The organism is Solirubrobacter phytolaccae (assembly GCF_027587195.1).
Classification (GTDB): Bacteria; Actinomycetota; Thermoleophilia; order Solirubrobacterales; family Solirubrobacteraceae; genus Solirubrobacter; species Solirubrobacter phytolaccae.
This window is the reverse complement of sequence record NZ_JAPDDP010000022.1, coordinates 1-12215: the sequence shown is the minus strand read 5'-3', so window position 1 is coordinate 12215 and position 12215 is coordinate 1. Positions and strand designations below refer to the sequence as shown.

At 71.7% G+C, this 12215-nt stretch carries 14 protein-coding genes, 1 pseudogene and 1 riboswitch; of the genes and pseudogenes, 4 read left to right on the top strand and 11 right to left on the bottom strand.

Annotated elements, in window-relative coordinates; translation table 11 throughout:
- Nucleotides 1-11: 11 nt before the first annotated feature.
- Nucleotides 12-1457, bottom strand: a complete 1446-nt coding sequence (locus tag OJ997_RS14155) for an Ig-like domain-containing protein (RefSeq protein WP_270025764.1) — start codon at nt 1455-1457, stop codon at nt 12-14.
- Between the two features lie 57 nt (nt 1458-1514).
- Nucleotides 1515-2489 (bottom strand): methylmalonyl Co-A mutase-associated GTPase MeaB, encoded by a 975-nt coding sequence (meaB, locus tag OJ997_RS14150; RefSeq protein WP_270025763.1) that lies wholly within the window; start codon nt 2487-2489, stop codon nt 1515-1517.
- A 29-nt stretch (nt 2490-2518) separates the two neighbouring features.
- On the opposite strand from meaB, the gene OJ997_RS14145 reads away from it, so the two are divergent.
- A complete protein-coding gene (locus tag OJ997_RS14145; protein ID WP_270025762.1) occupies nt 2519-3124 on the top strand; it encodes an acyltransferase in 606 nt (201 codons plus the stop codon).
- A complete protein-coding gene (locus tag OJ997_RS14140) occupies nt 3121-3360 on the top strand; it encodes a DUF3253 domain-containing protein (protein WP_270025761.1) in 240 nt (79 codons plus the stop codon). The genes OJ997_RS14145 and OJ997_RS14140 overlap by 4 nt, the downstream gene beginning before the upstream one ends.
- Nucleotides 3361-3374: 14 nt before the next feature.
- Here the strand turns inward: OJ997_RS14140 and OJ997_RS14135 are convergent, their stop codons facing one another.
- From OJ997_RS14135 to OJ997_RS14120, 4 genes are all read right to left on the bottom strand, one after another.
- Nucleotides 3375-3968: a transglycosylase family protein gene (locus OJ997_RS14135; RefSeq protein ID WP_270025760.1), complete on the bottom strand. Its 594-nt coding sequence runs from the start codon at nt 3966-3968 to the stop codon at nt 3375-3377.
- 38 nt (nt 3969-4006) lie between these two features.
- Nucleotides 4007-4166: riboswitch (cyclic di-AMP (ydaO/yuaA leader) on the bottom strand.
- 58 nt (nt 4167-4224) lie between these two features.
- The gene (locus OJ997_RS14130; protein WP_270025759.1) at nt 4225-5499 is read right to left on the bottom strand and encodes a 1,4-alpha-glucan branching protein domain-containing protein; all 1275 of its coding nucleotides are present in this window, start codon (nt 5497-5499) and stop codon (nt 4225-4227) included.
- Entirely contained in the window at nt 5496-6263 is a 768-nt protein-coding gene (locus tag OJ997_RS14125; protein ID WP_270025758.1) for a class I SAM-dependent methyltransferase, read from the bottom strand. Before OJ997_RS14125 ends, OJ997_RS14130 begins: the two co-directional genes overlap by 4 nt.
- 13 nt (nt 6264-6276) lie before the next feature.
- Nucleotides 6277-7536 carry a cryptochrome/photolyase family protein gene (locus tag OJ997_RS14120; RefSeq protein WP_270025757.1) on the bottom strand — a complete coding sequence of 420 codons (1260 nt, stop codon included), beginning with the start codon at nt 7534-7536 and terminating at the stop codon, nt 6277-6279.
- A gap of 34 nt (nt 7537-7570) precedes the next feature.
- On the opposite strand from OJ997_RS14120, the gene OJ997_RS14115 reads away from it, so the two are divergent.
- The gene (locus OJ997_RS14115) at nt 7571-8194 is read left to right on the top strand and encodes an LON peptidase substrate-binding domain-containing protein (RefSeq protein ID WP_270025756.1); all 624 of its coding nucleotides are present in this window, start codon (nt 7571-7573) and stop codon (nt 8192-8194) included.
- Here the strand turns inward: OJ997_RS14115 and OJ997_RS14110 are convergent.
- Genes OJ997_RS14110 through OJ997_RS14095 form a run of 4 tightly spaced genes read right to left on the bottom strand, consistent with a single transcriptional unit; the run spans nt 8184 to nt 11068 of the window.
- Complete coding sequence (locus OJ997_RS14110; RefSeq protein WP_270025755.1) at nt 8184-8786, bottom strand: ankyrin repeat domain-containing protein; 603 nt, start codon at nt 8784-8786, stop codon at nt 8184-8186. The genes OJ997_RS14115 and OJ997_RS14110 overlap by 11 nt on opposite strands.
- 1 nt (nt 8787) lies before the next feature.
- Nucleotides 8788-9192, bottom strand: a complete 405-nt coding sequence (locus tag OJ997_RS14105) for a hypothetical protein (protein ID WP_270025754.1) — start codon at nt 9190-9192, stop codon at nt 8788-8790.
- Nucleotides 9189-9527, bottom strand: coding sequence for a hypothetical protein (locus OJ997_RS14100; RefSeq protein WP_270025753.1), 339 nt, complete (start codon nt 9525-9527; stop codon nt 9189-9191). The genes OJ997_RS14105 and OJ997_RS14100 overlap by 4 nt, the downstream gene beginning before the upstream one ends.
- A gap of 2 nt (nt 9528-9529) precedes the next feature.
- A complete protein-coding gene (locus tag OJ997_RS14095) occupies nt 9530-11068 on the bottom strand; it encodes a Na+/H+ antiporter (RefSeq protein ID WP_270025752.1) in 1539 nt (512 codons plus the stop codon).
- Between the two features lie 20 nt (nt 11069-11088).
- Here OJ997_RS14095 and OJ997_RS14090 point away from each other — a divergent pair, with 20 nt between their 5' ends.
- Entirely contained in the window at nt 11089-11310 is a 222-nt protein-coding gene (locus OJ997_RS14090) for a sulfurtransferase TusA family protein (RefSeq protein ID WP_270025751.1), read from the top strand.
- Here the strand turns inward: OJ997_RS14090 and OJ997_RS14085 are convergent.
- Nucleotides 11293-12215, bottom strand: a pseudogene (locus tag OJ997_RS14085) (hypothetical protein); the annotation flags it as partial. The gene OJ997_RS14090 and the pseudogene OJ997_RS14085 sit on opposite strands and share 18 nt — an antisense overlap.

Here is a 12215-nt window from a genome sequence, read left to right as displayed (position 1 = left end):
GCGGCGCAAGCTCAGCGGGCGGCGGTGACCGGCAATTTCACAGGCCGTGAAGTGCCGTTGGCGCCGCGGACGGTGCCGGTGATCCAGATCGACCTGACCTTGCCCGCCGGCTTGGCGGGCAGCTTGAGCTTGAGCGCCAGGAGCTGGTCCGGCGTGAGCGAACGGGTGAGGGCCTTGCCCTTGATCGTCTTCGTCTTCTTCTTGACCCGCACCGTGCCCTCGAGCCGGACCGTGAAGGTGCAGGCCTGGTCGCAGACGAGCCGCGCCGTGGTCTTGCGCTTGCGGTCCAGGCGCGGCTTGACCCGCAGGCTCAGGAACGGCGGCGCCGCCACCGTCGGCGGGGTGACGGCCGCGGGCGGCCCCGTGCCCGCCGGCCGCCGGACGACGAAGATCGAGACCTTGATCACCTCGGAAGCGCTCGCGCCGTTGCTGACCTTGTAGGTCACGGCGTCCTGCCCGACGAAGCCCGCGTTGGGCGTGTACACGGTGCCGGCCAACGTCCCGCTGTCCGGCCCCTTGACGAGCACGAACGAGAGCGGCAGCGCGTTCGGGTCGCTGCACGGCGCCGGCGGCAGCTGCACCGGCTGGTCCGTCTGCGTGAACACCTGGACGGAGTTGGTGACGCAGGTCGGCGGCACGCTCGAGCGGCACGTGACCGTCGCCACTCCACACGGCTGCCAGTCGATGGCGGACACGCCCAACAGGCCCGGGATCGCGGTCGACGTGGCGTCCTCGACCGCCGACACGGTCCGGGCCTGGCCGTCAGCGACGTAGACCAGCGCGGTGCCGTCGGGCGAGAAGCGCGGCGCGGCCGCCGCGGTGCGCGTCACGTAGAAGCGGGTGGACTGCGCGAGGCCGGGGCTCATCGCCACCCGCAGCCGGCCGCCCTGGATGTAGGCGAGCTTCGAGCTGTCGGCCGACCAGGCCGGTGCGCCGCTGACGCCCGCCTCGACCTCGAGTGGGTTGGTGGAGACGAGCAAGACGTCCAGCAGCGTGTACGCCCACCGGTCGAGCGACGACGCGTACGCGAACTCGACCGGAGCCGTCGCAAAGGTCCCGAGGACCGCTTCACGGGCGTCGAGCGTGACCCGCATGCGCTGGTGCGTCACGCCGGTGATGCGTCGAAACCCGATCGCGTCACCGCCTGGCGCCCAGGTGGGATTGATGTCCTGCGCCCCCACCGGCGCGGTCAGTGACGTCACGTCCCCGTTGCGCAGGTCGTAGAAGGCGATCTTGCCTGCGTACGAGAACGCGACCTGGTTGCCGTCGGGCGAGAACGAGAGCCCGGTGATCTCTCCCGTCGGGGCCCACAGGGTGCGCAGGCCGGTGCCGTCCGGGTTGACGGCGACGAGCTTGCCGCCGGCGACGGCCACGAGCTGGCCGTTCGCCGCGTGCGCAGGGGCAGCCACCGCCATGGCGAGCACGACGCAGGCGAACGCAACGACGGCCCTCCGCATGCCGAGACTCTAGGCCTCCCACCCCCGGTTGCAAACCGGGACTGGACGAAAATTGGGTCAGTCGGCGACGTCTTCGCGGGCGGCGGCGCCGGGGTCCACCGCGCCGCGGGCGAGGATGGCGCTGGCGGCGCTGGCGGGGTCCATCCGGCGGGCGACGACCTCGTCGAGCAGCGCCTGCACTTCCGTGTCTCGCTCGAGTGACGCCTCGAGCGCTCGCCGCAGGCGCATGGTCGCGATCCCCAGCACCTCGGCCATCAGGTTGCGACGGCGGCGCTCGGACAGCGTGCCCTCGGCCTCCACGAACGCCCGGTGCTCGTTGAGCTTCTCGGCCAGCGCCTCGATGCCCTCCCCACGCGAGGCCTCGGTCTTGAGGATCGGGACGCGCCAGCCCTCCTGCGGCGCCAGCGCGAGCACGCCGCGGATCTCGCGCACCATCGTGTCGGCGAGCGGGTGGTCGGACTTGTTGACGACGATGATGTCCGGGATCTCCATCACGCCCGCCTTGAGCGCCTGGATGCTGTCCCCGCTGCCCGGGATGAGCACGAGCACGACCGAGTCGGCGTGATCGATCACGTCGACCTCCGCCTGGCCCACGCCGACCGTCTCCAGGAAGACGTCGTCCTTGCCCGCCGCGTCCATCAGCAGCGCGGCCTGCAGCGACGCCTCGGCGAGCCCGCCGAGCGCCCCGCGGGTCGCCATCGAGCGGATGAACACGCCCGGGTCCAGGAAGTGCTCGGTGAGGCGGATGCGGTCGCCGAGCAGCGCGCCGCCGCGGAACGGCGAGGACGGGTCGATCGAGAGCACCGCGACGTCGCGCTCGGCGGCGCGTTGCACGCGGATGAGCGCGCCGATGAGCGTCGACTTGCCCGCGCCGGGTGGCCCGGTGAAGCCGACCACGGACGCGTTCCCCGTCTTCGGGTAGACCGCCTTGACCAGCGCCCAGCCGGCGGGATCGTCGTCCTCGACGAGCGAGATCCCGCGTGCGAGCGCCCGCTTGTCACCGTTCAGCAGCCGCTCGGCAAGATCCGACATCGAACGCCGCAGAATATCCTCGGGGGGAGATGGCGCCGTTGACGCTCCTGCGCTTCATGGCGCGCAACCGCATGCTCAACCCCAAGTACGCGCGGCTCATCGCGCGCTGGGCGTGGCTCAAGCTGCGCTGGGGCAAGCGGCTGCAGACCGACGGGCTGTGCTTCGTCGGCCCCGAAGTCACCTTCGAGATCGGCAAGGACGCGGTGCTCCGGCTCGGCCGCTGGTCGTGGATCGGCCACGGCACCAAGATCCGCGTCCACGAGGGCGAGTGCGCGATCGGCGCGAAGACCGTGCTCGGGCAGGAGTGCACGATCTCGTCCTTCCAGCACGTGTCGATCGGGCGTGAGTGCGTGATCGCCGACCGCGTGATGCTGATCGACTTCGACCACGGCGTGACCGAGGTGGAGCGCCCGATCCGCGCGCAGGGCATCTACAAGCGCGACGTGCGGGTCGGCTCGAACAACTGGATCGGCTACGGCGCGTGCATCCTGCGCGGCGTCACCGTCGGGGACAACTGCGTGATCGGCTCCAACACGGTGGTCACGAAGGACGTGAAGTCCAACTCCGTGGTCGGCGGCGCGCCCGCGAAGCTGCTGCGGATGCGCGAGACGCCGAAGACGCTGCGATGGCCGTGAGCGACGCGGACATCGAGCGCACGATCCTCGCGCTGCTCGAACAGCGTGACGAGGGCAAGACGATCTGCCCGTCGGAAGCCGCGCGTGCGCTCGCCGAGGGCGAGGGCTTTCGCGAGCTGATGGACCCCGTGCGGCGCGTGGCCGACGGGATGGCGCAGGTCGAGATCACGCAGAAAGGCCGCGTCGTGGAGCTCGACGCGGCCCGCGGTCCGATCCGCCTGCGCTTGAAGCGCTAGCGCTAGCGCTAGCGCTAGGAAGCGTCTTCTTCGTCGAGGCCGAGCTGCGCGGAGCAGGACGGCCACGGCGCGGTGCCGCGCTGCTGGTAGAGCTTGTAGGCGAGCTGGTCCTGCGTGGCCTCGTCGGCCGCCGCGGGGCTGCCGGTGCCGCCCATGGCCTCCCACGTGGGCTGGGAGAACTGGTACTTGCCGAAGTAGCGGCCGTTGGGCGACTCGGCGGCGATGTTCCCTCCGGACTCGCACTGCGCGAGCTGGTCGAGCACGGCCTTGTCCTCGGCCGGGATCGGCACGGGGGTGGCGAGCGTCGTCGAGTTCTGCGGCTGGCCGATGAGGCCGAGCGAGCGCAGCGTGGCCGTGTCGGCCTTGCCGGTGACCTTCAGGCCGTTGCGGCGCTGGTAGGTCTTCAGCGCGCGCTTGGTCTTCGGGCCGAAGACGCCGTCGGCCTTGATGCCGAGCGCCTTCTGGATCTGCTTCGTCGTCGGCTTCTTCGCCGGCGCCGGGGCCGTCTGCGCCGGCTGGGACTCCGCCGGCTGGGACTCGGCGCCGCCGGTCTGCGCCATCGCGGGCGCGCTCACGCAGAGCGACAGGCCCACGAACAGGGCGACCAACCGACGTAAATGCACTGCTTTTGACACGCGGGGAAACTCCTTGGTCTCATCGCGCCTACGGGGTTAGCTGTCGGGCTCGCGCGTAGACCTGCGCTACGCCACCACTGGTGGCGATTCGCCCCGGGAGCGCGACCAACGCTCCATCGGTTCCCCCGCTCCCATCCAGACAGACCGGACGGGACTCGGCTCTTATGCGGGCGACACTCTACACATCGCCTCATCCGAATGATCGACCGAACGGCCGATCGCTTAACCCCTAAGGCTGCACGAACGCCCAGTCCGCGAGGTTCGGCGCGAGGTTGCGAAGTTCGTCCTGCGAACCGTCACGGAGGGCGGTGGCGAACGCCGAGAGGTGGCCTTCGGCGCGGGCTCGCGGGTACTCGCCGGCGCTGTCGTTGGCGATCTGGAAGGCCCAGTCCGAGCTCTGCAGCGCGAGCAGCTCCCGCAGCGCCCGCGGGCTCGCCGCGGCGCCCAGCGCGGTCAACTCGGCGCGACGCTGAGCCCACGCCAGGCCGCCCGCCCGGGGCGCGCTCCAGGTGCGCAGGTCGCGCCCGGTGCCCCAGCTCGTCGGCGGGATGTCCGCGGGCGCGGCAGCGGGTTCCGCGACCTCCACCGGGACGACGTCGGCGAGCTCGAGCACGCGCTCCAGGAACGCGACGCCCTCGTGCCAGTGGTGGCCGAAGAGCTCGGTGTCGAACGCGACGACGGCGCCCTCTGTGACATCGCTCACGAAGCGCGCGGCGTCCTCGCGCGCGCGGGCGTGACCGCGCTCGGGGTCGTACGGCGCGCCGTCGACCGCCCACGCCTGGTGGGCGTGCGGCGTGAGCCGGTTCGTGTCCCGGTAGTCGCCGTGCGACGGGTAGCCCTGGTGGTCCCAGACGAGGTCGATGCCGTGTCGGTCCAGCGGGACGAGCGCGATGCCCGCCTCCGTGCGCCGCGGATCGGCGACGCCCACGTTGGTCCAGTCCACGCACGTGACGTGGACGCCGGCCTCCTCGAGCAGGTGGTCGATCCACGGCGCGTGCGCGCACTCGGGCAGCCAGAAGCCGCCTTCCCAGGCGCCGAACCGCGCGCGGTGGGAAGCGATCCCGGTCTCGATCTGCAGCCGCACGCCCGCGTCCGTGGCCAGCAGCGGCAGGACGGCGTGCGTCGCGGCGGAGGTCCAGCTCACGTGCGGGCGGAAGGCGGCGATCAGGTCTCCGCGGCGCTCGAGCGCGTCGGCGGCCTCGACGTACCGCTGCGCGCTGTACGCCAGCTGCGGGTAGTCGGGCTCATCCAGCGCGTGCGAGGCGGGGCGGATCTCGCGCAGGAACGTCAGGCAGCGCTCGAGCGCGCCCGGCGCCTCGAGCTGGTCGGCGAGCACCGGCGTGATGCTCAGCGTGACCTTGCCGGGCTGGCGGTCGAGGACGTCGAGCAGCGGCAGGTAGCTGGTCGCGACCGCCTCCCACAGCCATTCCTCGCCGAACGGCCACGTGCCGAAGCCCTCGACGTAGGGCATGTGGGTGTGCAGGACGATCGAGAGGCGCTTCACGGGCGCAGCACCGCCACCAGGTCCAGGCTGCGCTCCAGGTTGCCCGTGCGGAGCGTGAAGTCGCGCGCGCTGATCGCCGGGTTGAAGCGCTCGTAGAACGGGCGGGTGAGGTGCAGCGACTGGTGCACGCGGTCCCAGGCCAGGCGCTCGAGCGCCACCTGGTGCGCGCGCAGCTTGCGCGCGTGGAACAGGCCGAAGAGCTCGACGTCGCCGAAGTGGCGCTCGCACAGCTCCCGGTACTCCTCCGGCTTGTACTCGCGCACGTGCCACGGGTTGCCCGAGCGCTCCTCGCCCTTGGGCGCGAGCGTGAGCACGTTCGGCGTGGAGACGTAGGCCACACCGCCGGGCTCGATCAGCGACCGGATGTGGGCCATCATCGCGTCCGGGTCCTGGATGTGCTCGATCGTCTGCAGGAACACGACGCAGTCCACGTCGCCCCGCCAGATCTCGACCATCGTGCGCTGGAACTCGACCCGCTTGTACTTGGCGCTCGCGTGCGCGAAGGCCTCCGGGTTGGCGTCGACGCCGATCACGCGCGCGGCCGTGTTGGCGAGCACGTCGGAGCCGTAGCCCTCGCCGCACGCCAGGTCCACGACGCGCAGGCCGTGGACGCGGTCCGCGATCCACTCGTAGACCACGAGGTGGCGGCGGAACCAGTAGTTCTCCTCGGGGACGTCGGGGAGCGTGCGCTCGCCGGTCAGGTGCAGTGGCGGGACGCCTTCGGGCTGGTCGCGCTGGACGTAGAGCTCAGGGGAATCGGGCACTCGGCGCCGCAGCTTACGTGCCGCGGGCGGCGCTGTACGCCGCAAGTGTCCGTTGTCGTTCCACGGCGTGCTCGACGATCGGCGTGAGCGTCTGGCTGTCGGGCGCCCAGGTCTGCACGTAGACGCCGTCGGGATCGTGGCGCTGCTGCTGGAGCGCCGGGTTGTAGAGCCGCCGCGTGAGCGGTGCCGGATCCACGCCGACGGAGCTGATCCACTGCCAGTTGCCGTTGTTCTGGGCGACGTCGCCGTCGAGCAGGTAGCGCATGAAGTGCTGCTCGCCGCGACGCCAGTCGATGTGCAGGTCCTTGACCAGGAAGCACGCCGTGATCAGCCGGGCGCGGTTGTGCATCCAGCCCGTCTGGGCGAGCTGGCGCATGCCGGCGTCGACGACGGGATAGCCCGTGCGGCCTTCCTTCCACGCCTCGAAGTGCTCGTCGTCGCCGTCCCACTCGATCGCGTCCATCTGCTCCTGGTGGGCGTGATGGGTGTTGCGCGGGTGGTGGAGCAGCACGTGCGCGTAGAAGTCGCGCCACACGAGCTGGCGCGCGAACGCGCCGCCGACGCGCCCCTCGAGCTCCCGCGCGGAGACGCAGCCGAAGTGCAGGTACGCGGACAGCCGGCTCGTCTCGCGGTCCAGCCGGTTGCGGACGTCGTCGTAGGTCGTGTGGTCGAAGGCCAGCATCTGCTTGCGGCCGGCCGACTCTCCCCCGTGCTGGTCGCCGCGCGCTGTGCCGGTCGGGATCTCGCCGACTTTGAGGTCCGACGGTGTTCTGACCTTGCGCGGCGCGCCGTGCAACTCGCGGCGCGGGAGCTGGCTGTGCGCGCGCCAGAACGGCGTGAAGACGACGTACGGCTTGAGCTTGCCGATGTCGGCGATGAAGTTGCCGGGCGTGCGGCGCGGCTCGACGCCCGCCTCCTTCAGCGCCTCCTCCACCCGCTTGTCACGGGCCATCGCGAACGGGGACACGTCGGAGGCGAAGTAGGTCGCGGTCGCGCCGTGCTCGCGCGCCAGCTTCGGCAGCTCGGCCTCGGGCTTGCCGCGCACGACGACGAGGTTCCCGCCGCGCTCCTGCAGCGCCGTGCGCAGGTCCTTCAGGCAGTCGAACAGGAACGAGGCGCGGTTGGCGCTCTCGAAGCGCCCATCGAGCAGCCGGTCGTCGAGCACGAACACCGGGATCACGCGCTCGAATGCGTCGAGCGCCGCGCGCAGCGGCGGATGGTCGTGCACGCGCAGGTCGCGCCGGAACCAGACAAGGGCGGTCGAGGCCATCATCCGCTTTACGGGGCGAGCCGTAGACTGGATCGTCGTGGAGCTGGTGCGCGATTTCCCGCTGTTCCCGCTCGGCCTCGTGGCTTTGCCGAGTGAGCTCGTCCCGCTCCACATCTTCGAGGAGCGTTACAAGGCGATGGTCGCGCGCTGTGAGGAAGAGGGGTCCGAGTTCGGCATCGTGTGGCTCGCCGACGACGGGCTCCGGCCGATCGGCTGCGCGTGCGAGATCGTCGAGGTGCTCGAGCGGCTGCCGGACGGGCGCCTCAACCTGGTCGCGCGCGGCACGCGCCCGTTCCGGATCGAGGCCCGCCAGGATGAGCTCGCGTACCCGGCGGGCGTGGTGGAGTTCCTCGCCGACCGCGACGACGGCCTCGACGATGACGTCGCCGAAGCCGCTCACGGCGCCTACGCCGAGCTCGTGCTGCAGGCGTCCGACAAGGCGCCCGACCCGGCCGCGGTCGCCGCGATGAGCGCCTACGAGATGGCCGCGACCGTCGAGTTCGGGCTGGACGCCAAGCAGGGCCTGCTCGACCTGCGCTCGGAGACCGCGCGCCTGAAGCTCGTCACCCGCCTCTGCCGCGCCGCCGCCAAGCGCCTGGACTTCGTCGACCGCGCGCAGGCTCGCGCGCAGTCGAACGGCAAGGTCCACTTCACGGGTTGAACAACGCGCGGATGGCCTCGTCCGAGGTCATGTCGCGCGGGGTGTGGCCCTCGTCGTCGCGGATCTGCGGGTCCGCCTCGAACTCGAGCAGCAGCTTGATCATCTCCGCGTCGTTGTTGTGCGCGGCGGAGTGCATCGCCGTGTAGCCGCCCTCCTGCTGGAGGTTCGGGTTCGCGCCCGCCTCGAGCAGGAGCCGCGCGCTCGCGTGGTTGCCGACGGCGACCGCCGAGTGGATCGGGCGCGCCTTCATGCGGTTGACGGCGTCCGCGTCGACGGGCGCGCCGGCTTCGAGCAGCACGCGCACCGCCTCGGTCCCGCCCATGTAGGACGCGAGGTGCAGCGGCGTGAAGCCGTCGACGCCGCGGGCGTGGACGTCGGCGTCCTTGAGGAGCTCGACCTCGCCGAGCACCGCGGCTTCGAGCGGGCCGACCGGCACGCCGACCGCGATCAACGCGGCCGTCGCCTCTGGCAGGCGCAGGTAGCGCGAGAGCATCAGCGCCGAGGTGCCTTCGATGTGCGCGGTCGCCAGCTCCGGGTGCTCCCGCAGCAGCCACGGGAACCGGCCCGACTTGAGCGCTTCCATCAGGTCCATGTCAGCGCCTCACGATCCCACACACGTCCTCGCTCACGTCTTTGGTGAAAACGCTGAGCCGTGCGAAAGCTGGCGGAAGTGGGCGCGAGTTGTCCGCGAAAGCGAGGGTTCCGGCCTCCATACGCACACGGTACGCCAGCACGGAACCCTGACCGGGTTCGAGCACGAGGTGCAGTTCCGCGGACTCGGCGAGGTCCCGTTCGAGCTCGCGCGCCCGCAGCAGCAGCTCGTTCTCGATCGATTGGCGCTTGCCGCCGTTGCAGGTGACGCTGCCGTCGTCGGACACGAGCAACGTCAGGTTCGCCTTCGCGTCGGCGCCCGTGCGCGTGACCTCGAACAGGTCGGCCGACGGCGAGCCGCAGCCGGCGAACGCGACGGCGAGCGCGAGGATGGTCGCGCGCCTCACACGAACACCAGGCGCGCACCCGCGGTCTCTTTGAGGAACTGCGGCGTCGAGATCGTCGCCAGCCGGCTGACCCCGGTGGCCTGCGCGGCCGCCGCGCAGGCCTTGACGTCGCAGGTGGCGAGCGCCGTGTCGCGGAGCGCGCTGAGGGTCGCGCGGAAGGGCTCGCGCTCGGACTCGATCACGTGGGTCGGCGGCGGTGGGTCGAACAGCGCCCTGAGCGCGCCGAAGCCGACCAGCGCGCGGGCCTCCTCACCCGCGGACGCGGCGCTGACGAGCAGCGACAGGCCCATGTAGAGGCGCTCGGGGTCGTCGGTCTCGAGGATGGCGGCGAGCATGGTCAGAGGCGGATCCTGGCACGCAGGCGTGAGTCGTCCAGGTCCAGCTCGTGCTCCATCTCGCGGAGGATGTCGTCGGGGTAGGCGCTTTCGCGGCGCATGTCGCGCAGCACGTCGCGCTCGGCCTCGATCATCTCGGCCATCAGCTTGCCCGCTTGGGCGATGTCGGTCTGGCCGCCCTCGTCGTGGTCGCCTTCGACGCGGGCCTCCAGTCGCTCGAGGCGGGAGCCGTAGCGGTCGCGGAGACGCTGGACGACGTGGTCGGGCGCGTCGCCCTCGAGCTCGTCGAGGCGATCGAGCGCGGCCTGCGTGAGCTTCAGGCGCGCTTCGGCGTCCTGGCGCTTGTGGTCCTCGCTCTGCTGCAACCCGAGCCGCTTGACCAGCGTCGAGAGCGTCAGGCCGGGGATCACGAGCGTGAGGACGATCACGGCGTAGGCGACGAAGATCACGAGGTCGCGGTTCGGGAAGCCGTCGACGGTGATCGCGAGCGCCGCCGCCAGCGAGACACCGCCGCGCATGCCGCTCCAGGCGATCACCACCCGCTCGGCCCGGGTCGTCTCCGAGTGCAGGATCGTCGGGACGACCAGCATCCACAGGGCGCGGACGCCCATGACCACGGCGAAGATCAGCAGCGCGTAGAGGCCGAGCGTGACCTCGTCGGCGTCCTCGATGCGCTCGAGGATCGTCGGGACCTGCAGACCGATGATCACGAACAGCAGCCCGTCGAGCAGGAACGCCGTCGATTCCCAGAACGCGAGGGTGCGCAGGCGCGTCGAGGGCTCGATGATGTCGAGGCTGCGGGAGCCGACGTACAGGCCGGCGGTCACGGTCGCGAGCACGCCGGAGACGTGCAGCTCCTCGGCCGGGACGTAGGCGACGAACGGCGTCAGCACGGAGAGCGCCACATCGAGGCTGGGATCGGTGACGATCCGCCGCAGGTGGGCGAAGATCCAGCCCGCGACGAGCCCGATCGCGATGCCGGCGGCCGCGACGCCGACGAACTCGAGGCTGACGTCGAGGACGCTGCCGGCGGTCGAGCCGACCGCCGCGAGCGCGAGCCGGTACGCGGTGAGGCCGGTGGCGTCGTTGATCAGCGACTCGCCCTGGAGGATCGTCTTCGAGCGGCCGGTGACGCCGAGGCGGTCCAGCACGGCGGCGGCGGACACGGGGTCGGTCGGGCCGAGCACCGCGCCGAGCACGAACGCCGCCGCCCACGGCACGCCGAGCACGAGGTTGGCGACCGCCGCGACGGCCGCGATCGTGACGAACACCAGGCCGACGGCGAGCAGGCCGATCGGCTTGGCGTTCGCCCTCAGCTCGGACGCGGAGGCGCTGATCGCCGCGGAGTACAGCAGCGGCGGCAGGAAGACGAACAGGATGATCTCCGGGTCGACGACCGGCGACGGCAGGCCCGGGACGAGCCCGATGACCAGGCCGCCGAGCACGAGCACGACCGGGTACGGCACGCCGGAGCGCAGGCCGACGGCCGCCAGCACGACGACGGCGAACAGCAGGAACACGAACAGCTCGACTTCGGCCACGGCATCATCTAACCCGGATCGTGGAGGTACTACTCGACGCTCGCGGGTTGCTCTGCCCGTTGCCGCTGCTGCGGGCGCGTGAGGCGCTGCGCGGGTTGGCGCCCGACGACGTGCTCGTGGTGCTCGCGACCGACCGTGAGGCGCCGATCGACCTCGCGGCGCTGGCGGCGGACGTCGGGCGCGGGTGCGCGGTGACGTCGGCCGGCGACGTCTGGCGGGTGGAACTATCCGCCGAGGAGTGACAACAGGTTGATCGTCGTGCGCGGGTCGACGCCGTGCTCGGCCTCGAAGTCACGCGCACGGCTCTCGTCGAACACCGCGAGCGCCAGCTCCTCGCGGGAGACGCCGACCTTGCACGCGGCCTCGTTGAGCTCGTTGAGCACGCGGGCCTGGATCTCGCCCGCGAGCCCGCTCGAGCCGGGCACCGCGCGCGGGTCGCACGGGTCGGCGAGGGTGACCTTCGGGGCCGACTCGTCGTTGGCCTCGGTCGCGTAGACCACCGCGCACCCGGCGGCGACGGCGGCCGCGAGCAGGATCGCGGGACGGCGCAGGAGCGGCAGGTAGAACACGGCGGTCAGGAGCGCCAGCGCGGCCGCGATCAGGTACGCGACCTTGAACGCGTCCAGGACCGCGGCGACCACGACGTCGTCGAGTCGCTGCCCGAGCCGGTCGTACACGTCCGCGTTGTCCGTGAAGTCGCCGCGGCGGTTCTCGACGGCCTGCGTGAGCGTCTCGCGCGGCGCGTCGGTGTCGACGTCGTCGAGCAGCGCGGGCGCGAGCCGGAGCTTCTGCAGCGGGTCGATCTGCGCGTCCAGCACGAGCGACGCGCCCTTGAGGATCGCGTCGTCGGTGGCGGTCGTGAGCCGCGCGGTCGCGACCGGGGCGAGGATCGCCAGTACGAGCACGATGCCCACGTGGCGCGCGACGAGCGTGCGCGCGGCGTCGGTCAGGTCCCGCTCGGGGCTGAGCGCGGGCAGCGCGAGCCCCATGCCCGCGCCCGCGAGGAGCTGCGGGACCACCGTCCACGCGATGCCGGCGTCGGGCAGGAACGCGAGCGACGCCGCGCCGCCGGCGAGCAGGAGCGCGCCGGCGAGCGCGCGGGCGTCGGCGGGGCCGGGGATCGCGGCGGCCGCGAGAAGTCGGATCG

Bases quoted from the DNA above. Each gene is read 5' to 3' on its own strand.
- OJ997_RS14120 (WP_270025757.1), bottom strand. From the start codon at position 7,536: ATGATGGCCTCGACCGCCCTTGTCTGGTTCCGGCGCGACCTGCGCGTG.
- OJ997_RS14145 (WP_270025762.1), top strand. From the start codon at position 2,519: ATGGCGCCGTTGACGCTCCTGCGCTTCATGGCGCGCAACCGCATGCTC.
- OJ997_RS14100 (WP_270025753.1), bottom strand. From the start codon at position 9,527: ATGCTCGCCGCCATCCTCGAGACCGACGACCCCGAGCGCCTCTACATG.
- OJ997_RS14110 (WP_270025755.1), bottom strand. From the start codon at position 8,786: ATGGACCTGATGGAAGCGCTCAAGTCGGGCCGGTTCCCGTGGCTGCTG.
- meaB (WP_270025763.1), bottom strand. From the start codon at position 2,489: ATGTCGGATCTTGCCGAGCGGCTGCTGAACGGTGACAAGCGGGCGCTC.
- OJ997_RS14155 (WP_270025764.1), bottom strand. From the start codon at position 1,457: ATGCGGAGGGCCGTCGTTGCGTTCGCCTGCGTCGTGCTCGCCATGGCG.